Origin of the sequence: Pleomorphomonas carboxyditropha (genome assembly GCF_002770725.1) — a bacterium.
GTDB lineage: Bacteria > Pseudomonadota > Alphaproteobacteria > Rhizobiales > Pleomorphomonadaceae > Pleomorphomonas > Pleomorphomonas carboxyditropha.
The window spans coordinates 1-20,144 of sequence record NZ_NQVN01000040.1; the positions used below are offsets into that span (position 1 = coordinate 1).

Genomic DNA, 20,144 nt, shown 5'->3' on the forward strand with positions numbered 1-20,144 from the left:
CCCGCCGGCCGCGGCGCACCGCGCCCCGGGGGGGTGCGGGGCGGCGGGACTGACGCCGGTGGGGGGAAAGGGCAAGAATTCGACATGATCGCCTTGAGGGCGGCAACTGGCGCGGCGGGAGGTTTCGCCGTATAAATACGTAGATCAACAAAGTCCGCCGCGATTTTTGCGGAAGTCCGTCCCCCGGGGCGGGAAGCTGGAAAGACGCGGAGCGGACGCGATCCATGGACTTGGCTAGCCGGGCGGGACCCTGGCGGTCTTCAGGGATCCTCAGATCGAGGAAGGGTGACATGGCTGAAACAGAAGGAAAAATCTTCGTTGTCGATGATGACGCCTCGGTGCGCGACGCGCTGTCGGTCATTTTCGAGATGGAAGGTTATGGCGTCAGGGTGTTCGCGGACGGCGACCAGTTCCTGGCGGCGCTCAAGACGGACAAGCCGGCCTGCGTGCTGCTCGACGTCCACATGCCCGGCAAGTCCGGTCTCGACATTCTGCGGTCGATCGACGTCGGCACCTTCCCGGCGCCGGTGTTCATCATCTCCGGCCAGGGCGACATTCCCATGGCGGTGAGCGCCATCAAGGCCGGCGCCACCGACTTCATCGAGAAGCCGTTCGACGCCGACACGGTGGTGACGCGGGTGCGCGAGGCGATCGCCTCCTACGGCCGCCACGCCAACGGCAGCAGCCCCAGCCTCACCTTCCCCGGCGCCGAGCACCTGACGCCGCGCGAGCGCGACGTTCTCCAGGAGATCACCGGCGGCGCCTCCAACAAGGAGGCCGGACGGCGTCTCGGTATTTCCCCGCGTACCATCGAGGTGCACCGCGCACGCATCATGGAAAAGCTCGGCGCCCGCAACGCCGCCGATCTCGTTCGCATTGTGCTGACTGCGCATACGGGAGATCACGGATAAACATTGCCGGTTGATCAAGGCACACTACTTTTTCCTGCGACTGGTTTGCGTATCGCAGTTTTAGAGTGTTGCCGATGTATATCATTGTTGAGGACGATCCTTCGGTCGCCGACGCGCTGGAATCCCTGCTCTCCGGAGCGGGGCTGCCGGTGTGCGTCTTTGCCACCGCCGAGGACTTCATTCATTCCGCGTCTCTGACGCCCGAGGACACGATGATCGTCGACCTCGGCTTGCCGGGCATGAGTGGCGGCGAACTTGTCCGCCACCTGGAGAAGGCCGGTACGACCCCCAAGGTGATTGCCATTTCCGGCAAGTCGTCGCGGACGATCGCCCGCGAGACCGAGGGCCTTGCCGACCTGAAGATTCTGCGCAAGCCGCCGGCCGCCGACTGGCTGGAGGCGATTACCGCCTGACCGCGTCTGTTCGGATGATCGACTGGTCGCCCGGCTCGCCGGGCTTTTTTGTCCTTTGGTCCTCGGAAAACAGGACGGCGCCCAGCCGTATCCTCCATGTCGGTGCGCGTTTCGTGCCGGATCGTCTACCCTGGACTGTTGCATGGGGATAGCGGCAACGCCTGGTTCCCATTCGGTTTGCCGCGCCTCGGCGGCGGCCCGCCCGAGCCCTATTTCCATCCCGGTTAAGTAACCAAACGAATTACCGCAGGGCGCATCTGTCCATATTGTGTCACTATCGATAGTGGTGCGGCCGAAGCGGACGGGTTTCGGCCGAGCTGACGGAAAAAGGGACGGCCATGGACGGATGGCCGGTCGATCTTCCGGTGGCCTGCCGACCACGTGTCATCGAGCATGTGTCATCGAGGAGGGATCGATGTTCATTGAGAAAAAAGCGTCGTTCGATGAGGGTCCCGCTGCCGGCGGCTTCGACAACGACCGCCACCGCAGCCGTTACGCCGGCACCAGAGTGCGCGCGCCGGTCGACGACAGCGCCTGGACACGCTACCGCGCCTCGCCGCGCGCCCGGCTCGACCGCCATGATGCCCATTCCGTGCTGTTCCGCGAGGACGACGCGGCGAGCCATCTCTACGAGGTGGTCAGCGGCCAGATCATGCTCTACCGTCTGCTCGGCGATGGCCGCCGCCAGGTGGTCGACATCCTCGGCGACGGCGATCTCTGCGGCTATTCGCTGACCGGCCTTTACGATTGCACCGCCGAGGCGCTGACGCCGGCCGAGGTGCGGGTGCTCGACCGCCGCGACATCGACCAGTCGACCGAGCTGCTCGCCCATGTCAATCGCTGCCTGCTGACGCGGATCGAGGCCCTGCACAGCCATGCCGTGCTGCTCGGCCGCAAGTCGGCCACCGAGCGGGTGGCGAGTTTCCTGATGCGCTTCGTGCCCGGCCGCGGCGTCGTCGGCTGTATCGGGCCGGAACGGCACGGCGAGCGGCATAGCGCCGACACCGAGCTGGTGCTGCTGAAGATGACGCGCCAGGAGATCGCCGACTTCCTCGGCCTGACCATCGAGACGGTGAGCCGCGTGCTGTCCGACCTCAAGCGGCGCGGCATCATCTCCATCGAGCGCAACGACCGCATCCGTCTCGTCGACGTCTGCCGCGTCTGCAAGATGACCGGCATCCACTGAGTCTTGTTGCCGGCTAGATCGCCATGCGTCCTGACGGGCGCAAAGTGGCGATCTAGTCCTTTGTTATTGCATCGGATTTACCGAAAACCGGATTCCACTTTTCGGTCCGATGCCTTACACCGCCACCGAATGCCGCCCGCCCGTGCCGAGATAGGCGTCGAAAGCGGAGGCGACGAGACGCGCCAGTTCCGCCCCGTTGCGGACGATGGCCAGCTTTCCGCCGTCCGCCACCACCCAGCCGGCGCGGACGAGCGGCGCCAGCTTGTCGAGATCGGCCGAGAAGAGGGCGGGATCGGCGCCGTGGCGCGCCGCGGTTGCCGCGAGATCGGCGTCGAAGAAGCACAGGATCTGCTCGATCACATCGGCCCTGAGCCGGTCCTCGGGCGTCAACACGCGTCCCCGCTCGGTGGCGAGACGGCCGCCGGTTATCCGCTCGCGCCAGTTGCCGGTGTCGGTGACGTTCTGCGCGTAGCCGGCCGGCGTCCGGCCGATCGACGAGGCGCCGAAGCCGATCAGCGTCTCGGCCCGGTCGGTGGTGTAGCCCTGGAAATTGCGCCGGAGCGTTCGCTGCGACAGCGCCACGGCCATGGGATCGCCGGGCCTTGCGAAATGATCGATGCCGATCGGTGCGTAGCCGGCCGCCGCGATGGCGGCGTGGGCGGCGCGCTCGAGTTCGAGCCGCTGCTCGCTGCCCGGCAGCTTGGAAGCGTCGATCAGTTTCTGGTTGATGCGGAACCAGGGAACGTGGGCGTAGCCGAACAGCGAGATGCGGTCGGGCGCCAGCGCGACGGCGGCCTCGACCGTGCGCTCTATGGAAGAGACGCTCTGCTCCGGCAGGCCGTAGATGAGATCGAAGCTCAACGAGGAGATGCCGGCGTCCCTCAACTGCTCGACGGCGGCCGCCACCGTTTCGGCGGGCTGGATGCGGCCGATCGCCGCCTGAACCATCGGGTCGAAATCCTGCACGCCGAGACTGGCGCGATTGACGCCGATGCCGGCGAGGAAGCGCGCCCGCCCGTCTCCGAGATGGCGCGGGTCGAGCTCGATCGCATGCTCGGCCGTGGGGCCGACGTCGAAGAAGCGATGGAAGTCGCCGACGATCGCCTCGAAGGCGGCGGCGGAGAGCAGGTTGGGCGTGCCGCCGCCCCAGTGGATATGCGACACCGCCCGGCGGCCGATCCGCGCCGCCACCATGGCGATCTCCGACCGCAGCACCTCGACATAGGCCTCGATCGGCGCATAGCGCCGGCTCGCCTTGGTGGTGCAGCCGCAATAGTGACAGATCGAATGGCAGAAGGGGATGTGGACGTAGAGCGAGACCGGACCGTCCGCCGCCGCCGCCCGGTCGAGGAAGCCGCCATAGGTATCCGCTCCCACCTCGGCGGAAAAATGCGGCGCCGTCGGATAGGAGGTATAGCGCGGCACGGTGGCGCGGATCAGGGTTTCGAGGGAAACGGCTTCGTCCTGTTGGGTCATGCGCAATCCTAGGGCATGTCGGGCAAAAGGGCGCAGCGTTTTGCGCGACATGCGTACAAACGAGACCTAAAGCGGGTCGAGCGAATCCGAAGGATCGCCATATGCTTTAGGCGCCGCGGCCGGGCCGGACGTTGTCCGGCGTCAAGCTCGGCGGCATCGGACCGAATCAGCCGGCCGCCGCCTTTTCGGCGGCTGGCTATCTGCCTCCCGATCCGTCCTGCATGCAACGGTAACCAACGCGCTCGTCGCGCACATTAAAATTAGTCCATTTTGATATAGGCAAAACGTCTAGAACTGCGGTAAACCCCCTACATTCCCGGATCGGCTTTGACCTTAGTCAAGGTTGGTATGCGTAGATCCCCACTAAGTTGTTTCCCGTGCTCCGGACGCGACGGTCCGGGGCGGGGAGGCCAAGGGTGTCGGCAAGCGGGCGAAGCGAGGCGCCCGTCGGCGACGACAGGCGATCTCCGACAGAAGCGGGGCGACGAACATGACGGCGTTGAGGGCCAAACCTCTGATGTCGCTCGAGGAAATCCTATATTCGGGTTTCCTGGGGCTGCTCTTTTTCTATTGCGTTCTGGCCGCCGGCAAGGCGGTGGATCCGGTCTTTGCCTTTCATGCCACCATCGGCGCCATCGCGTCGGCGGCCGGTATCTTCCTGATCGTCAGGTCGTTCATCGACCGCGACGGGCGCGTCGAGCCGGACGAGATCAACGGCAAGCCGAACTACAACCTCGGCCCGATCAAGTTCGCCTCGATCGCCGCCATGTTCTGGGGGCTCGCCGGCTTCTCGGTCGGCATCTGGATCGCCCTCGAACTGGCTTATCCGGCTCTCAACCTCAATCTTCCCTGGACCACCTTCGGCCGCCTGCGGCCGCTGCACACCTCGGCGGTGATCTTCGCCTTCGGCGGCAACGTGCTGCTGGCGACCTCCTTCTACGTCGTGCAGCGCACCAGCCGGGCCCGCATGCCGGGCCTCGTCACGCCGTGGTTCGTCATCCTCGGCTACAACGTGTTCATCGTCCTTGCCGGCACCGGCTACGTGCTGGGCGTCGGCCAGGGCAAGGAATACGCCGAGCCCGAGTGGTACGCCGACCTCTGGCTCACCATCGTCTGGGTCGCCTATCTCCTGGTGTTCCTGGCGACGCTGTGGCGGCGCAAGGAGCCGCACATCTACGTGGCCAACTGGTTCTACCTCGCCTTCATCGTCACCATCGCCATGCTGCACATCGTCAACAACGCGGCGGTGCCGGTCAGCGTCTTCGGCTCCAAGTCCTACGTCGTCTGGTCGGGCGTGCAGGACGCCATGGTGCAGTGGTGGTACGGCCATAACGCGGTGGGCTTCTTCCTCACCGCCGGCTTCCTGGCCATCATGTACTACTTCGTGCCGAAGCGGGCCAACCGGCCGGTCTATTCCTACCGGCTGTCGATCATCCACTTCTGGGCGCTGATCTTCCTCTACATCTGGGCCGGGCCCCATCACCTTCACTACACCGCGCTGCCCGAATGGGCCTCGACGCTCGGCATGGTGTTCTCGGTGATGCTGTGGATGCCGTCCTGGGGCGGCATGATCAACGGCCTGATGACGCTGTCGGGCGCCTGGGACAAGCTCCGCACCGATCCGGTGCTGCGCCTCCTCGTCGTGTCGGTGGCCTTCTACGGCATGTCGACCTTCGAAGGGCCGCTGATGTCGGTGAAGTCCGTCAACTCGCTCAGCCACTACACCGACTGGACCATCGGCCACGTGCATTCGGGCGCCCTCGGCTGGGTCGGCTACGTGTCCTTCGGCGCGCTCTACTGCCTGGTCCCCTGGGTCTACGGCAAGCGGGACGTCTATTCGCTGAAGCTGGTCGACTGGCACTTCTGGATCTCGACCCTCGGCATCGTGCTCTACATCACCTCCATGTGGGTGTCGGGCATCATGCAGGGCCTGATGTGGCGCGCCTACACCAACCTCGGCTTCCTGCAGTATTCCTTCGTCGAGACCGTCGAGGCGATGCACCCCTACTACGTCATCCGTGCGTTGGGCGGCATCCTCTTCCTGGCCGGCGCGGTGATCATGGCGGTCAACCTCTATCTCACCATTCGCCACGGCGAGGCCGAGAAGCCGGCCGCCGACGTGGCCTTGGCTCCGGCCGAGTAAGGAGACGACTGATGAGTCTCATGCAGAAGCATGTGGTGTTCGAGCGGAACTCCATCGTTCTCCTGATCGGCATCCTGATCGTGGTGGCCATCGGCGGCCTGGTCGAGATCGTGCCGCTGTTCTACCTCAAGAGCACCATCGAGACGGTGACGGGGATGCGTCCCTACTCGCCGCTCGAGCTGGCGGGCCGCAACATCTTCATCCGCGAGGGCTGTTATCTCTGCCACAGCCAGATGATCCGCCCGATGCGCGACGAGATCGAGCGTTACGGCCATTTCTCGCTGGCGGCCGAGAGCCAGTACGACCATCCCTTCCAGTGGGGATCGAAGCGGACGGGCCCCGATCTCGCCCGCGTCGGCGGCAAGTATTCCGACGACTGGCACGTCGCCCATCTGATCGACCCGCGCTCGGTGGTGCCGGCCTCGGTCATGCCGCCCTACGCCTTCCTGAAGGACGCCCCGCTCAAAGGGGATCGCATCGCCGAGGACATGAAGGCGCTGCGGCTCGAAGGGGTGCCCTACACCGACGAGGACATCGCCAATGCCGTGGCCGACCTCAAGGCGCAGGTCAATCCGGACGGCGACGCCGAAGAGGTGATCGCGCGCTATCCCAAGGCGGTGGTGCGTGACTTCGACGGCAATCCCAACAAGCTCAGCGAGATGGACGCGCTCGTCGCCTATCTCCAGATGCTCGGTACGTTGGTCGACTTCTCGACCTACGACGACAAAGCCAACCTGCGTTGAGGTAGAGCCATGGACTTCAGCTACGAACAGGTTGCCATCTTCGCCCAACAGAGCGGGCTTCTGTACTTCTTCCTGATCTTCGCGGCCATTTGCGTCTACGCGCTGTGGCCGAAGAACAAGTCGAAGTTCGACCACGCCGCACAGATCCCGCTTGAGGAGGATTGAGCCATGGCTCACGAGGAAATCGACAAGGTCACCGGCGTGTCGACCACCGGCCACGAATGGGACGGGATCAGGGAGCTCAACAACCCGCTGCCGCGCTGGTGGCTGTGGGTGTTCTACGCCACCATCGTCTTCGCGGTCGGCTACGTCTTCGTCTACCCGGCGGTGCCGCTGGTCTCGAGCTATTCCAAGGGGCTGCTCGGCCACTCGCAACGCGCCTCGGCGCTCGCCGAGACCGAGGCCGGCCAGGCGGCGCGCGCCGAGGTGGGCCAGCAGTTGGCCAGCGCCAGCCTCGAGGAGATCAAGAACGATCCCAAGATGCTGGAATTCGCCATGGCCCAGGGCCGGGCGGCCTTCGGCGACAACTGCGCCCCCTGCCACGGCTCCGGCGCCACCGGCTCCAAGGGCTATCCCAACCTGCAGGACGACGACTGGCTGTGGGGCGGCACGCTGGCCGACATCGAGCACACCATCACCGTCGGCGTGCGGTCGACCAGCGAGGATACCCGCATGAACGACATGCCGCGCTTCGGCGCCGACGGCCTGCTCGATGCCAAGCAGATCCGCAATGTCGCCGGCTACGTGCTGTCGCTGTCGGGCAGTTCGATCGACGGCGCCGACGTCGAGGCGGGCAAGGAGATCTTCGCCGAGAACTGCACCAGTTGCCACGGCGAGGACGCCAAGGGCAGCCATGAGCTGGGCGCCCCCAACCTGACCGACAAGGTCTGGCTCTACGGCGGCGACGAGGATTCGGTGATCTACACCATCACCCACGCCCATCGCGGCGTCATGCCGACCTGGGGCGGCAAGCTCGATCCGGTCACCATCAAGTCGCTGGCGATCTACGTTCACGACCTCGGCGGCGGCACCTGAGCCTCCGGTCTTCGGCGGAAGCGGGACGGCGGCGGGCAAAACCCGCCGTTGTCTCTATCAAGGCCCGGCGAGGGCATGGCCGCATTGCCCAATTCGCGGTTTGTTCTTCGGCTTTTTATGCTAATAATAGAGGCAATTGCTTATACGATCGGCCGCTGGAACGGCGGTCTTCGGGAGACGAAGGCAACATGCGGGTCGACGAGAACGTGACGACCGGAGGCGACAGCTACTACGTCGCTGCCAAGAAGAACTATCCGGCAGCGGTCAGCGGCCGTCTCAGGACCATCAAATGGTCCGTGCTGATCATCACGCTCGGCATCTACTATTTCCTGCCCTTCATCCGCTGGGACCGCGGCCCCGACGCGCCGGGCCAGGCGGTGCTGATCGACATGGCCGGCCGCAAGGCCTATTTCTTCGGCGTGGAGATCTGGCCGCAGGAGGTCTACTACCTCACCGGTCTCCTGGTGCTCGCCTCCGTTCTTCTCTTTCTGATGAACGCGGTGGCCGGCCGCGTCTGGTGCGGCTATCTCTGCCCGCAGACGGTGTGGACCGACCTCTATTTCGCCGTCGAGCGCTGGATCGAGGGCGACCGCCGCGACCGCATCATGATGGATCGCGCGTCGATGAGCGCCGGCAAATTCCTGCGCAAGGCGGCGAAGCATATCGTCTGGCTGCTGATCGCCGTCGGCACCGGCGGCGCCTGGGTGCTCTATTTCGGCGACGCGCCGACCATCATCAAGGACACGTTCACCGGCAACGCCGCGCCGATCGTCTATGTCTGGATCGGCATCCTGACCTTCACCACCTATTCGCTGGCCGGCTTCATGCGCGAGCAGGTCTGCCTCTACATGTGCCCCTGGCCGCGCATCCAGGCGGCGCTCACCGACGAATGGGCGCTCAACGTCACCTATCGCACCGACCGCGGCGAGCCGCGCATGTCGGTGAGGACCGGCCAGCGTGCCAAGGCGGCCGGCGCCGCGGTGGGCGACTGCATCGACTGCAAGGCCTGCGTCCAGGTCTGCCCGACCGGCGTCGACATCCGCGAGGGCCTGCAGATGGGCTGCATCCAGTGCGGCCTCTGTATCGATGCCTGCGACACGGTGATGAAGAAGGTCGGCCGCGAGCCGGGGCTGATCGGCTACGACACCGACATGAACATCGCCCGCCGCAGCGAGGGCAAGCCGCCGATCTATCGCATCGTAAGGCCGCGCACCGTGCTCTACGCGGCGCTGATCGTCGTCATCGGCGGCGTCATGGCCTATACCCTTGCCACCCGGGCCTTCCAGGGCGTCAGCGTGCTGCACGACCGCAATCCGCTGTACGTCAATCTGTCCGACGGCGGCACCCGCAACGGCTATACCGTGCGCCTGATCAACAAGCGGCCGCACGAGCGGCACTTTGCGCTCACCGTATCCGGCCTGCCGGAAGGCTTTACCGTGGAGGCGCAGGGCGTCGCGGCGGCCGGCGGCAAGCCGGTGATCGGGGTGCCGGCCGACACGACGCGCGAGCTGCGCGTGCTGGTGATGGTGCCGGGGGGCGTCAGCCTGCCGGCGTCGACGCCGATCGACTTCTACATCGTCGATACCGACAATGGCGAGAAGGCCTCCACCTCCGACTTCTTCAGGACCGCGGCCGCCAACTGAACGAAGCCGGGCGGATAGCGCCGCAAGGTTGCGAACCGCTTGCAAAAGGCGGATGCTCTCATCGGACCATAAGGAGTTCAACGGAATGACCGCCACCACCGAGGAAGCCGTTCACGGCCGACGACTGACCGGACGAGCCGTCCTGCTCTGGCTCATCGCCTTCTTCGGCGTCACCTTCGCGGTGAACGGCGTCTTCATCTACCTCGCCGTGTCGACCTTCCCCGGCCTCGAGGTGGCGTCGAGCTACAAGGCCGGCCAGGAATTCGAAGGCGAGATCATGGCCGGCAGGGCCCAGGCCGAGCGGGCCTGGACGGTGGATGCCGCCGTTCGGCCGGCCGGCGACGACGCCTCCATCGAGATCCATTTCCGCGACAAGGCGGGCGCCGACCTCCACGGCCTCGACGTGCGCGTCCGGCTGATCCACGCCGTCGATCCCGACCATGATCACGCCGCCAGCCTGCCGGAAGTGGCGAGCGGCACCTATCGCACGGTGCTGCCCAACGTGCAGGCCGGCATGTGGAGTCTCACCATCGAGGCCTATAAGGGCGACGAGCGGCTGTTCAGGAGCCGCAACCAGCTCCGTCTCGTCCGCTGACGAAGGGAGAGGCCGTGAACATAGCGGTGAATGTCGGCCCCATCGACGAGGACCCGACGGGCCAGCCGGTCAGTCACGACTGGGATGCCTATACGGTGGCCGACCGGGACGGTGCCCGCCGCATCGAGCTCGCCGTCGACGGCATCACCTGCGCCGCCTGCCTGACCGACATCGAGCGCGGCCTTCGCCGCCTGCCGGGGGTGGTGAGCGCGCGCGTCAATGTCGGCAGCCGCCGCACCTCCGTGGTGTTTTCGCCCGACAAGGTAACGCCCAACGCCGTGCTGGAGCGCATGGCGGCGATCGGTTATCCGGCGCAGCCCTTCGACCCGGCCATGCGGCGCGACAATCGCTCGGCCGAGGCGCGCGAACTGTTGAAGTGCATGGGCGTCGCCGGCTTCGGCGCCATGAACGTCATGCTGATGTCGGTGTCGGTGTGGTCCGGCAACGTCACCGACATCACGCCGGAGACGCGCGACTTCTTCCATTTCATGAGCGCGCTGATCGCCCTGCCGACGGTGGCCTATGCCGCCCGGCCCTTCTTCCGCAGCGCATTCGCCGCCATCCGCCGCCGGTCGCTCAACATGGACGTGCCCATTTCGATCGGCGTCTGCCTCGCAATGGGCCTTTCCATCTTCAATACGCTGACCCACGCCCTCGAGGCCTATTTCGACAGCGCGCTGATGCTGCTGTTCTTCCTGCTGCTCGGCCGCTTCCTCGACGAGAACATGCGCCGGCGCACGGCGGTCGAGGCCGAGACGCTGGCGACGCTGCGCGCCGATTCGGCGCTGAAGCGCGGCGAGGATGGCGATCTCGTCCGCGTGCCGCTCAGCGCGGTGCATCCCGGCGACATCGTCGTGGTCAGGCCCGGCGAGCGGGTGCCGGTCGATGGCGAGGTGCTCTCCGGCCGCTCCGACGTCGACCGCAGCCTGGTCACCGGCGAGACGCTGCCGGCGCCGGTCGCCCCCGGCGACGTCGTCCACGCCGGCACGCTGAACGGCGCCGGCCTCTTGACGATCGTCGTCACTGCCGCCGTCGAAGGCACGCTGATGGCCGAGATCGAGCGGCTGATCGGCGAGGCGCAGTCGGCGAAATCCGGCGCGCTCCGCCTGGCCGACCGCGCCGCCCGCGCCTATGCGCCGGTCGTCCATTCCTCGGCATTCCTCACCGCCGCCGGCTGGCTCATCGTCGGCGCCGGCTGGCATACGGCGCTGGTCAACGCCATCGCCGTGCTGATCATCACCTGCCCCTGCGCGCTGGCGCTCGCCGTGCCGGCGGTGCAGGTGACGGCGGCCGGCCGCTTCTTCCGCAACGGCATCCTGCTCAACGCCGGCGACGCCATCGAGCGCCTCGCCCGCGTCGACACCATCGTCTTCGACAAGACGGGCACGCTGACCAGCCCGGAGCCGCTGCTGGCCAACCGGGCCGATGTGTCCGACGAGCTCCTGGAGCTGGCCGGCCGCCTCGCCCGTTCGAGCCGGCACCCGCTGGCCGAGGCGCTGGCGCGCGCCTCCGGCGCCACCGGCGCCATCGAGGGCTCGCGCGAGGTGACGGGCGAGGGCGTGACGGCGGAGCTGGCGGGGCGGACGCTGCGGCTCGGTTCGCTCTCCTTCTGCGGCGTCGCCGACGAGGTTGCCGATCCGGTGCGCGCCGCCTATCCCGACGCCTCGCTGATCGCCTTCTCGGACGGCGGCCGGACAGCGGTGTTCGCCTTTGCCCAGCGCCTCAAGGGGGACGCCGTCGATGTCGCCGGCGAGCTGCGGGCCAGGGGCTATCGCCTGATCATCCTGTCGGGCGACCGCGCGGCAGCCGTCGCCGCGGTGGCGGAACGGCTCGGCATTGCCGAGTGGCAGGCCGAGGTCGATCCGGCCGGCAAGATCGCCCGCCTCGACGCGCTGAAGGCGGAGGGACGCAAGGTGCTGATGGTCGGCGACGGCCTCAACGACGCGCCGTCGCTGGCCGCCGCCCACGTGTCGCTGTCGCCCGTTTCCGCCGCCCACCTGGCGCAGGCGGCATCGGACGCCGTCTTCCTTGGCGACCGCCTGAAGCCGGTGGTGGTGGCGCTCGACGTGTCCCACGCCGCCTACCGCCTGATGAAGCAGAACCTCTGGACGGCGGTGGTCTACAACCTGATCGCCGTGCCGATCGCCGTGCTCGGCTACGTCACGCCGCTGATCGCCGCGGCCGCCATGTCGGGCTCGTCGCTGATCGTGACGCTGAATGCGCTGCGCCTCCGCCGCGTCGCCACGCCGCCGGCCGAGCGGCCGCCGGCGGCGATTGCCGCCGCCCGCGGAGAGCCGGCCGAGGAACCGATATGAGCGTCCTCGTCTTTCTCGTGCCGGCGGCGCTGCTCCTCGGTCTCCTTGGCCTTGCCGGCTTCATGTGGTCGCTGAAGACCGGGCAATACGAGGATCTCGAGGGAGCCGCCTGGCGCATCCTTGAGGATGACGACGTCGAGGACATGCCCGAGGGCGATCCCGAGAGCGCGCGCGGCCGCGTTCCCGAAGGCGAGGAGCGGCGCAAGGGCTGATCGTTCCGGAAGAGATCCAGCCGGCTCCAAGACATCCGCGAATGAAAAAGGGACCGGCGCTGCCGCCGGTCCCGTATCGTCGTTCCAGTGCCAGGTTGCCGTCAGCCGCCGGCGGCGCTGAAAATCTGCTGGCGGACGGTCTTTTCCACCTCCGGCACGCTCGGCTCGGAGAAGGGCAGGCTGAGGGCCTCCCACACGTCGACCAGCGCATCGCGCAGGTGGTCGATCACCGCGTCGTCGTGGAACGGCGTCGGCGTGATCCGCAGCCGCTCGGTGCCGCGCGGCACCGTCGGATAGTTGATCGGCTGGATGTAGATGCAGTGCTTCTCCAGCAGGATGTCGGTCGCCTTCTTGCAGAGGTCGGGGTTGCCGACCAGCACCGGCACGATATGCGTCACCGACGGCATCACCGGCAGGCCGGCGGCCCGCAGCACCGCCTTGGTGCGGGCGGCCTGCCGCTGGTGCGCCTCGCGCTCGCTGCGGCTCGCCTTGAGATGGCGGATCGAGGCGGTGGCGGCGGCGCAGAGGCCGGGCGGCAGCGCCGTCGTGAAGATGAAGCCGGGGGCGTAGGAGCGGACGGCGTCGACCAGCGACTTCTTGCCGGTGATATAGCCGCCCATCACGCCGAAGCCCTTGGCGAGCGTGCCCTCGATGACGTCCATGCGGTCCATCACGCCGTCGCGCTCGCAGATGCCGGCGCCGCGGTCGCCGTACATGCCGACGGCGTGCACCTCGTCGATGTAGGTGAAGGCGTTGTACTTGTCGGCGAGGTCGGCGATCTTCTCGATCGGCGCCACGTCGCCGTCCATCGAATAGACGCTCTCGAACACGATCAGCTTGGCGCGGTCGGGACCGGCGGCGATCAGCAGCTCCTCGAGATGGTCGAGGTCGTTATGCCGCCAGATCTGCTTGGAGACGCCGGACGAGCGCACGCCGTGGATCATCGAGGCGTGGTTGAGCGCGTCCGACAGGATCAGGCAGTTGGGCAGCAGCTTGGCGATGGTCGAGATCGCCGCCTCGTTGGAGACGTAGCCGGAGGTGAACACCAGCGCCGCTTCCTTGCCGTGCAGGTCGGCGAGCTCCCGCTCGAGCTGGACCAGCGGATGGTTGGTGCCGGAGATGTTGCGCGTGCCGCCGGCCCCGGCGCCCATCGCCTCGGCGGCGGCCGTCATGGCGCCGATCACCTTCGGGTGCTGGCCCATGCCGAGATAGTCGTTGGAGCACCATACGGTGATCTCGCGCGTCCCGCCGCCCTGATGCCAGAGAGCGGTCGGAAACCGTCCGGCCATTCGCTCCACTTCGGCGAACACGCGATAGCGCTTCTCGTCCTGCAGGGCCTGGACGGCACTCTCGAACACCGCATCATAATCCATGATCGATCCAATCCCTCCGACGCCCGACGGGCTGGGCGTCTTTCCGTGAACGGATCGCCCTGCTTCCGGCTGACGGTCCGTCGTCTTTTCACCTACGATAACCTACGCACATTGCCGCGAAGCGCCCTTGATCACGATCAAACCATACACTGTCTTGATCAATGGTTCCGGCGAAAAGACGAGGAAGCCCCCGATGTCCATGCGTGGTCACAGCTTTTTGAACGGGTCCAAAAACCCGACGCATCTGTCTGAATTTAAAGCACGGTGTGGATGAAGTCTCAAGCGCTTTCGTCACCTTTCGCCGAGGAAACGGTCGATCTTCCGGCGAGGCGGCATCCGGGTCGGCCTTTGGTCGAAAGCGTGGGCCGGCCGCCCGCGCCTAACCGCTTTTTCACCTTTGCCTGCTAGGAGGAACGCGAAGGAGTATGCCGGTGCAGCTTGATCTGTCATCCCTGACCTTCCTGGTCGTGGAAGATAGCGCCTACATGCGCACGATCCTCAGGACGATGCTGCAAGGCTTCGGCGCGCGCCGCATCGTGGAGGCGGAGGACGGCGCCTCGGGCCTGGAAGCGATGGACCGCGCCAATCCGGACATTCTCATTCTCGACTGGGTGATGCCGATCCTCGACGGCGCCGACATGGTGCGGATGATCCGCGTGCCGTCCAATCCCTTCGCCTATATTCCGATCATCATGGTCACCGGCCATACCGAGCGCAGCCGCATCATCGAGGCCCGTCGCCTCGGCATCCACGAATTGCTGTGCAAGCCGATTTCGGCCAAGTCGCTCTACCAGCGCATCCAGTCTGTGGTGCTGGCGCCGCGCGACTTCGTCAAGACGCCGACCTACTTCGGCCCGGCGCCGCGCGAGATTCGCAACCGCCAGAACATCTGGCAGGCCAAGCCCGGCGAGAAGGCCGCTTCCTGAAGCGTTTCTTTTGCCGGCAAGCTGCAACCCTTTGCCCCGCTCCGCGTTGATGAGGCTATCGACGGCCAATTCTCGCCGCATTCCGCGCGGTCAGCCGTCTTTCTGGAGGCACGACATGGCGCGCATCTTCAGTTCCCCGGTCTCCCTGGCGATCGCCGTCGCGGCGGTGTCCGGTCTCGCATTCCCCGCCGCCGCCCTCGAGGCTCCCTCGGCCGCGCCGCAAGGCGTTCCCGTCTGCCTGATCGGCCTCGGTGCCGGCGACGGCTCCCCCGCCTGGTCGCAGCTCGACGTGACGTCGAACCGCAGCGTCGATCTCGACCTCGCCGATGGCGCCGGCCTGACGGTCGCCTGCGGCACGTTCGCGGCCCCCAAGTTCCGGCCGGCGACCGCCGTTGTGCCGCTGAGGCCCGCCGACCCGTCGACCAAGGGCGATTTCGGTTCGCTTTGAGGGCTTGCCGGCTCTCAGCCGGTCGGCAGCGCGAACGCGGTGTCGAGCCGCTCGAAACGCGTGCCTTTTGCGACGAGAGCCCGGATTCCCTCGGCGAGGCCGGCGCCCGCCGGCCGTTCGGGGTGGTTGATGTGGGCGATGATCACATCGCCGGGTCTCGCCGCGGCGACGCGTTTCGCCACCGCGGCCGCCGGCAGGGACGCGCCGACGTCGGCGTTGAGGGAATAGCCGGCGATCCGGTAGCCGAGGTTGCCGATGAGCTGGACGGCGTCGCGGCTGTAGCGGGCCGAGGCATCCCGATACCAGGCGGGCGACCGTCCGAAGGTGGCGGTCACCGCGGCCGCGCCGCCCAAGACTTCCTGCGACACCGCCGCCAGCGATCCCGCCGTCGCAAGGCCGAACACGCTCGGCCGGTCGGTGATGGCCGGCACATGGTTCTCGCCGTGATTTTCAATCTCGAACAGGTCGGAATGGGCGACGAGCAGCGCGACCGTCACCGCGTTGCGCTTCAGCCAGCGGTGGGTGACGAACAGCGTGGCCGGCACCCGGTCGGCGATCAGCTCATTGAGAATGCGGTCGTCGACGGCCCCCGAACAGGCGTCGAAGGTGAGCGCCACCGCCTTGTCGCCGGCCGGCAGCGTCAGACGCGGCTCGACATCGCCAGCCAGGGCGGGGCAGGCGGCCATGATGAGGAAGGGGACAACAAGCAGCAACCGCATCGCGCGAACCTCGACGGTCTGGAGGACGCGTCGATGCGCCGGCGGCGTGTCGAAATCAAGGCCGCCGTCGTGCCGCCAAAATTCTGGAATCAACACTCCGCAATTGCCCCCGATGGATTTTCCGAAATGTCCTTCATTCCCCCGGCGCTGTTTCCCGTCGTCCTGCTGGTTGCCTCCAATCTTTTCATGACCTTCGCCTGGTACGGCCACCTCAGGTATCCGAACAAGCCGCTCTGGGCGGTCGTCCTGATTTCCTGGTCGATCGCCCTCGTCGAGTACTGCCTCGCCGTTCCGGCCAATCGCTACGGTTTCCGGATCTATTCGGCGGCCGAGCTCAAGACCATGCAGGAAGTGATCACGCTCGCCATCTTCATGGTGTTCTCGGCCCTTTACCTGAAGCAGCCGATCACCCTCAATCACGTCATCGGCTTTGCCTTCATCGCCCTCGGCGCCTTCTTCATTTTCAAGGGTCCGATCCGCCTCTGAACAGCTTGGCAGGGGATGCGTTGCCGGCACCGGCCGCGACCGGCGAATACTCGGGCCGCTGCAAGCACCGGGCGGCATGGGGAGGAAAAGAACCAGCGCTGGTAGAAAAAGGACGGTTCATGTACCGCCTTGTTGGGCCGTGGAAGAGACGACATAAACCCGCATCAAGAATTTCCTTTCGATTCTACGAAGATTTCGAGCCGAAATAATTACGAATGCGCCTGTCGGCGGCCGAATTTCATTAAGGGCCTATTCATACGCTTCATCAATCATTGCCTTCGAGCAGATCTCTGGCGGGGGCAAAAGAAAAATGATCCGGATCAACAGCATCGCGGGACGATTCTACGCCCTGATCGCGCTGGCCGTCCTGGCGGTCGCCGGCGTCGCCGGGCTGTCGACTTACGAGCTCACCGCGACCAACCGGATCCATCGCGCCGAAACGCTGCGCTCGCTCACCGACACGGCGCTGTCGTCGGTCGGTCACTTCGCGGATCTGGCGAGAAGCGGCGCCCTCGACGAAGCGGCGGCCAAGAAAGCGGCGCTCACCACCCTTTCGGCCATGCGCTACGACGGGAACGAATATTTCTTCGTCATCGATTTCGACGCCCGCATGGTCATGCATCCGATCAAGCCGGAGCTTGACGGCCAGGATCTGGCTTCCGCCACCGACCCGGCCGGCGCCCACCTCTTCAAGGACATGGCGCAACTCGCCAGGAACGGCGGCGGCTATTACAGCTACCTGTGGCCGCGCCCCGGCGCCGAGCAGCCGGTGCCGAAGACCAGCTACCTGCTGCCTTTCCCCGCCTGGGGCTGGGCGATCGGCACCGGCGTCTACGTGGACGACGTCGCCGCCGAAAACCGCGCGTCGGTCATGTGGGCGGCCCTCTCCACGCTGCTGGTCGCCGCGCTCCTCGTGCTCGTTGCCGGCCTGCTCACCCGCGCCATCACCCGCCCGATGAAAGCGCTGCGCGTCTCGATGGCCGATATCGCCGAGGGGCGCCAGGCGGTGGTCGCCGGCCTCGGCCGCAGCGACGAAGTGGGCGAGATGGCGCGCGCCGTCGACGTTTTCCGGCGCAACGCCGAGGAGCGGGATGCCTTGCGCGCCGAACAGGAGCGTGCCGAGCACGACCGCCAGCGCCGCCGGGAGGCGGTGGAGCGGTTGATTTCCGGCTTCGGCGGCGACGTCGGCCGGCAGCTCGACGCCGTGATGTCCGAAATGAGCGGCCTCGACCGTCTGGCCGGCGACCTTTCCACCGCAGGCGAGGAGACCGAGCGGCTGGCGGACGCGGCGGCGCAGGGGGCGGAGCAGTCGGCCACCAGCGCCTCGGCGGTTGCCTCCGCCTCCGACGAGTTGCGCGGCGCCATTTCGGAAATATCCCAGCAGATCGCCCGGACGTCGGAGGTGACCTCGCGCGCCGCCGAGATGGTGGACGGGGCGAACAAGCGGGTGGGCGAATTGGCCGAGCTCGCCGTCGCCATCGGCGAGGTGGTGACGCTGATCGACAACATCGCCGCCCAGACCAACCTTCTCGCCCTCAACGCCACCATCGAGGCCGCCCGCGCCGGCGAGACCGGCAAGGGCTTCGCCGTGGTGGCGAGCGAAGTGAAGTCGCTGGCCGCCCAGACGGCCAAGGCGACCAGCACCATTTCCGAGAAGATCGAAAGCATCCAGTCGTCGACCGGCGGCACCGTCGAGGCGATCCGCTCGATCGGCGTGGTGATGAACGAGGTGCAATCCTATACCACCGCCATTTCGGCGGCCATCGAGGAGCAGGGCGTCGTCACCGGCTCCATCGCCGCCAACATCGGGGCGGTGTCGTCGGGCGCCGCCGAGCTGACGCGCAGCGTCGGCGGCGTGACGGCGGCGGCCGAGAAGTCGCGCGCCGCCGCCGGCTCGGTGTTCTCCACCTCCGCCGGCGTGACCGCCAAGACCGCCGAGTTGCGCCAGCGGGTGCGGGCTTTTCTCGACGACGTGGCTGCCGCCTGACCGCCTTTCGGTCCCGGCTCGGACGCGCATCCGGCGCGCCGGCGTAATCGGCCGGCATGTCGATTCCTCGCCGGTTCGGCTTGCGGCGGTCCGGAAGGCGGACTAAGCCGTTGGGCGATGATCGGCAGATGGCGGAGGGAAAAGTGTCGGTTTCCGAGGGCGTTTCAGGTGCGGCGGCGGCCGGCGGCATCCTGACCATCGGCGTCGGTGCCGTGGTCGCCAACTGGCGGAGCCTTGCCGCCCGCGTGGCGCCGGCCCGCTCGGCGGCCGTGGTCAAGGCCGACGCCTACGGTCTCGGCGCGGCGCCGCTCGTCGGGCCGCTCCATGACGCCGGTTGCCGCGATTTCTTCGTGGTGGCGCTGTCGGAGGCCGAAGCGCTGCGGCCGCTGCTGCCGCCTGATGCGACGATCTACGTGCTGAACGGCCTGCTGCCGGGCACGGCCGCCGCCTATGGCGACGGCATCCTGCCGGTATTGAATTCGCTTGCCCAGTGCCGCGCCTGGGCCGGGGCCTGGCGCGGCGGCCGGCCGTCGGTGATCCAGGTCGACACGGGCATGTCGCGCCTCGGCCTCGACGTCGCCGAGCAACAGGCGCTCGCCGGCGATCCCGCTCTGCTCGCCGCCACCGGCGCCCGCCTGATCATGAGCCATCTCGCCTGCGCCGACGAGCCGGACAAGCCGGCGAGCGGCGCGCAGCTCGCCGCCTTCCGCGCCGCCCGGGCGCGGCTGCCGGGCCTGGCCGGCTCGCTCGCCGCCTCGAGCGGCATCTTCCTCGGGCCGGACTATCATTTCGATCTCTGCCGGCCCGGCGCTTCGCTCTACGGCATCGAGACCAGCCCGCTCGCCGAGGGCATCGGGCCGGTGGTCGATCTCAGGGTGCGCGTCGCCCAGCTCCGGGAGATCGAGGCGGGCGCTTCGGTCGGCTACGGCTACACGTTCCGCGCCAGCCGGACGACCCGCCTCGCCACGCTGGCGACGGGCTATGCCGATGGCTGGTGGCGCCGCTTTTCCGGCGGCACCGGCGCCGCCTATTTCGGCGACACGCGGCTGCCGTCGGTCGGCCGCGTCTCCATGGACAGCTTCTCGGTGGACGTCAGCGCCCTGCCGCAAGGGGCGCTCGCCGAAGGCGATCTCCTCGAGCTGATCGGCCCGCACCAGAGCGTCGACGACCTGGCGCGCGCCGCCGGCACCATCGGCTACGAGGTGCTGACCTCGCTCGGCCGCCGCTATCACCGCGTCTACGCTTAAAACGGCAGCGGCCGCATCCCAAGGGACGCGGCCGCCGTGTTCACGTCATGCCAACCGGCTCAGGGCTGCTTGCCGATATAGGCGAGGATGCCGCCGTCGACGTAGAGCACGTGGCCGTTGACGAAGTCCGACGCCGCCGAGGCGAGGAACACCGCCGGACCCTTCAGGTCGTCGGTGGTGCCCCAGCGGCCGGCCGGCGTCTTCGCCCGGATGAAAGCATCGAACGGGTGGCCGGCCACGCGCAGCGGCGCGGTCTGCGGCGTCTCGATATAGCCGGGGCCGATGC

At 67.1% G+C, this 20,144-nt stretch carries 20 protein-coding genes; 16 read left to right on the top strand and 4 right to left on the bottom strand.

Features of this window, described 5'->3' with window-relative positions; translation table 11 throughout:
• The first annotated feature begins 290 nt into the window (after nucleotides 1-290).
• The 3 genes from CJ014_RS26205 to CJ014_RS26215 all read left to right on the top strand — a co-directional run bounded on the left by CJ014_RS26205 (nucleotide 291) and on the right by CJ014_RS26215 (nucleotide 2,510).
• Complete coding sequence (locus tag CJ014_RS26205) at nucleotides 291-911, top strand: response regulator transcription factor (RefSeq protein ID WP_100083450.1); 621 nt, start codon at nucleotides 291-293, stop codon at nucleotides 909-911.
• A 74-nt stretch (nucleotides 912-985) separates the two neighbouring features.
• Nucleotides 986-1,324 (top strand): response regulator, encoded by a 339-nt coding sequence (locus CJ014_RS26210; RefSeq protein WP_100083451.1) that lies wholly within the window; start codon nucleotides 986-988, stop codon nucleotides 1,322-1,324.
• A 415-nt stretch (nucleotides 1,325-1,739) separates the two neighbouring features.
• Nucleotides 1,740-2,510 (top strand): Crp/Fnr family transcriptional regulator, encoded by a 771-nt coding sequence (locus CJ014_RS26215; RefSeq protein ID WP_100083452.1) that lies wholly within the window; start codon nucleotides 1,740-1,742, stop codon nucleotides 2,508-2,510.
• Between the two features lie 114 nt (nucleotides 2,511-2,624).
• Here CJ014_RS26215 and hemN read toward each other — a convergent pair whose 3' ends face one another.
• Entirely contained in the window at nucleotides 2,625-3,986 is a 1,362-nt protein-coding gene (hemN, locus tag CJ014_RS26220) for an oxygen-independent coproporphyrinogen III oxidase (protein ID WP_100083453.1), read from the bottom strand.
• 517 nt (nucleotides 3,987-4,503) lie between these two features.
• On the opposite strand from hemN, the gene ccoN reads away from it, so the two are divergent.
• The 8 genes from ccoN to ccoS all read left to right on the top strand — a co-directional run bounded on the left by ccoN (nucleotide 4,504) and on the right by ccoS (nucleotide 12,672).
• On the top strand, nucleotides 4,504-6,129 hold the full coding sequence (gene ccoN / locus CJ014_RS26225) for a cytochrome-c oxidase, cbb3-type subunit I (protein ID WP_207765871.1): 1,626 nt from the start codon (nucleotides 4,504-4,506) through the stop codon (nucleotides 6,127-6,129).
• A gap of 11 nt (nucleotides 6,130-6,140) precedes the next feature.
• The gene (gene ccoO, locus CJ014_RS26230; protein ID WP_100083455.1) at nucleotides 6,141-6,872 is read left to right on the top strand and encodes a cytochrome-c oxidase, cbb3-type subunit II; all 732 of its coding nucleotides are present in this window, start codon (nucleotides 6,141-6,143) and stop codon (nucleotides 6,870-6,872) included.
• A 9-nt stretch (nucleotides 6,873-6,881) separates the two neighbouring features.
• Nucleotides 6,882-7,037, top strand: a complete 156-nt coding sequence (locus CJ014_RS26235; protein ID WP_100083456.1) for a cbb3-type cytochrome c oxidase subunit 3 — start codon at nucleotides 6,882-6,884, stop codon at nucleotides 7,035-7,037.
• 3 nt (nucleotides 7,038-7,040) lie between these two features.
• Complete coding sequence (gene ccoP, locus CJ014_RS26240; protein ID WP_100083457.1) at nucleotides 7,041-7,907, top strand: cytochrome-c oxidase, cbb3-type subunit III; 867 nt, start codon at nucleotides 7,041-7,043, stop codon at nucleotides 7,905-7,907.
• A gap of 188 nt (nucleotides 7,908-8,095) precedes the next feature.
• Entirely contained in the window at nucleotides 8,096-9,550 is a 1,455-nt protein-coding gene (gene ccoG, locus CJ014_RS26245; RefSeq protein ID WP_100083458.1) for a cytochrome c oxidase accessory protein CcoG, read from the top strand.
• An 85-nt stretch (nucleotides 9,551-9,635) separates the two neighbouring features.
• The gene (locus CJ014_RS26250) at nucleotides 9,636-10,145 is read left to right on the top strand and encodes a FixH family protein (RefSeq protein WP_165791006.1); all 510 of its coding nucleotides are present in this window, start codon (nucleotides 9,636-9,638) and stop codon (nucleotides 10,143-10,145) included.
• A 14-nt stretch (nucleotides 10,146-10,159) separates the two neighbouring features.
• Entirely contained in the window at nucleotides 10,160-12,460 is a 2,301-nt protein-coding gene (locus CJ014_RS26255; RefSeq protein WP_245427703.1) for a heavy metal translocating P-type ATPase, read from the top strand.
• A complete protein-coding gene (gene ccoS, locus CJ014_RS26260) occupies nucleotides 12,457-12,672 on the top strand; it encodes a cbb3-type cytochrome oxidase assembly protein CcoS (protein WP_100083460.1) in 216 nt (71 codons plus the stop codon). The genes CJ014_RS26255 and ccoS overlap by 4 nt, the downstream gene beginning before the upstream one ends.
• 101 nt (nucleotides 12,673-12,773) lie before the next feature.
• Here ccoS and hemA read toward each other — a convergent pair whose 3' ends face one another.
• The gene (gene hemA / locus CJ014_RS26265) at nucleotides 12,774-14,045 is read right to left on the bottom strand and encodes a 5-aminolevulinate synthase (protein ID WP_100083461.1); all 1,272 of its coding nucleotides are present in this window, start codon (nucleotides 14,043-14,045) and stop codon (nucleotides 12,774-12,776) included.
• A 425-nt stretch (nucleotides 14,046-14,470) separates the two neighbouring features.
• Here hemA and CJ014_RS26270 point away from each other — a divergent pair, with 425 nt between their 5' ends.
• Together CJ014_RS26270 and CJ014_RS26275 are read left to right on the top strand one after the other, a co-directional pair.
• Entirely contained in the window at nucleotides 14,471-14,971 is a 501-nt protein-coding gene (locus CJ014_RS26270; RefSeq protein ID WP_026790096.1) for a response regulator, read from the top strand.
• Between the two features lie 115 nt (nucleotides 14,972-15,086).
• Nucleotides 15,087-15,419: a hypothetical protein gene (locus CJ014_RS26275; RefSeq protein WP_100083462.1), complete on the top strand. Its 333-nt coding sequence runs from the start codon at nucleotides 15,087-15,089 to the stop codon at nucleotides 15,417-15,419.
• Nucleotides 15,420-15,433: 14 nt separating this feature from the next.
• On the opposite strand, the gene CJ014_RS26280 is transcribed toward CJ014_RS26275, so the two are convergent.
• The gene (locus CJ014_RS26280) at nucleotides 15,434-16,105 is read right to left on the bottom strand and encodes a polysaccharide deacetylase family protein (RefSeq protein ID WP_245427709.1); all 672 of its coding nucleotides are present in this window, start codon (nucleotides 16,103-16,105) and stop codon (nucleotides 15,434-15,436) included.
• 159 nt (nucleotides 16,106-16,264) lie between these two features.
• Between CJ014_RS26280 and CJ014_RS26285 the strand changes: the two genes are divergently transcribed.
• The 3 genes from CJ014_RS26285 (at nucleotide 16,265) to alr (ending at nucleotide 19,858) form a co-directional block, all read left to right on the top strand.
• A complete protein-coding gene (locus CJ014_RS26285; RefSeq protein ID WP_207765870.1) occupies nucleotides 16,265-16,624 on the top strand; it encodes a DMT family protein in 360 nt (119 codons plus the stop codon).
• Between the two features lie 310 nt (nucleotides 16,625-16,934).
• Nucleotides 16,935-18,611, top strand: coding sequence for a methyl-accepting chemotaxis protein (locus CJ014_RS26290; RefSeq protein WP_100083463.1), 1,677 nt, complete (start codon nucleotides 16,935-16,937; stop codon nucleotides 18,609-18,611).
• A gap of 128 nt (nucleotides 18,612-18,739) precedes the next feature.
• Nucleotides 18,740-19,858: an alanine racemase gene (gene alr / locus CJ014_RS26295; RefSeq protein WP_100083464.1), complete on the top strand. Its 1,119-nt coding sequence runs from the start codon at nucleotides 18,740-18,742 to the stop codon at nucleotides 19,856-19,858.
• A gap of 59 nt (nucleotides 19,859-19,917) precedes the next feature.
• Here alr and CJ014_RS26300 read toward each other — a convergent pair.
• Nucleotides 19,918-20,144: SDR family oxidoreductase (locus CJ014_RS26300; RefSeq protein ID WP_118847952.1), on the bottom strand; the 227-nt coding region annotated here is incomplete at its 5' end.

Bases quoted from the DNA above. Each gene is read 5' to 3' on its own strand.
- CJ014_RS26205 (WP_100083450.1), top strand. From the start codon at position 291: ATGGCTGAAACAGAAGGAAAAATCTTCGTTGTCGATGATGACGCCTCG.
- CJ014_RS26210 (WP_100083451.1), top strand. From the start codon at position 986: ATGTATATCATTGTTGAGGACGATCCTTCGGTCGCCGACGCGCTGGAA.
- CJ014_RS26215 (WP_100083452.1), top strand. From the start codon at position 1,740: ATGTTCATTGAGAAAAAAGCGTCGTTCGATGAGGGTCCCGCTGCCGGC.
- hemN (WP_100083453.1), bottom strand. From the start codon at position 3,986: ATGACCCAACAGGACGAAGCCGTTTCCCTCGAAACCCTGATCCGCGCC.
- ccoN (WP_207765871.1), top strand. From the start codon at position 4,504: ATGTCGCTCGAGGAAATCCTATATTCGGGTTTCCTGGGGCTGCTCTTT.
- ccoO (WP_100083455.1), top strand. From the start codon at position 6,141: ATGAGTCTCATGCAGAAGCATGTGGTGTTCGAGCGGAACTCCATCGTT.
- CJ014_RS26235 (WP_100083456.1), top strand. From the start codon at position 6,882: ATGGACTTCAGCTACGAACAGGTTGCCATCTTCGCCCAACAGAGCGGG.
- ccoP (WP_100083457.1), top strand. From the start codon at position 7,041: ATGGCTCACGAGGAAATCGACAAGGTCACCGGCGTGTCGACCACCGGC.
- ccoG (WP_100083458.1), top strand. From the start codon at position 8,096: ATGCGGGTCGACGAGAACGTGACGACCGGAGGCGACAGCTACTACGTC.
- CJ014_RS26250 (WP_165791006.1), top strand. From the start codon at position 9,636: ATGACCGCCACCACCGAGGAAGCCGTTCACGGCCGACGACTGACCGGA.
- ccoS (WP_100083460.1), top strand. From the start codon at position 12,457: ATGAGCGTCCTCGTCTTTCTCGTGCCGGCGGCGCTGCTCCTCGGTCTC.
- hemA (WP_100083461.1), bottom strand. From the start codon at position 14,045: ATGGATTATGATGCGGTGTTCGAGAGTGCCGTCCAGGCCCTGCAGGAC.
- CJ014_RS26270 (WP_026790096.1), top strand. From the start codon at position 14,471: ATGCCGGTGCAGCTTGATCTGTCATCCCTGACCTTCCTGGTCGTGGAA.
- CJ014_RS26275 (WP_100083462.1), top strand. From the start codon at position 15,087: ATGGCGCGCATCTTCAGTTCCCCGGTCTCCCTGGCGATCGCCGTCGCG.
- CJ014_RS26280 (WP_245427709.1), bottom strand. From the start codon at position 16,105: ATGGCCGCCTGCCCCGCCCTGGCTGGCGATGTCGAGCCGCGTCTGACG.
- CJ014_RS26285 (WP_207765870.1), top strand. From the start codon at position 16,265: ATGTCCTTCATTCCCCCGGCGCTGTTTCCCGTCGTCCTGCTGGTTGCC.
- CJ014_RS26290 (WP_100083463.1), top strand. From the start codon at position 16,935: ATGATCCGGATCAACAGCATCGCGGGACGATTCTACGCCCTGATCGCG.
- alr (WP_100083464.1), top strand. From the start codon at position 18,740: ATGGCGGAGGGAAAAGTGTCGGTTTCCGAGGGCGTTTCAGGTGCGGCG.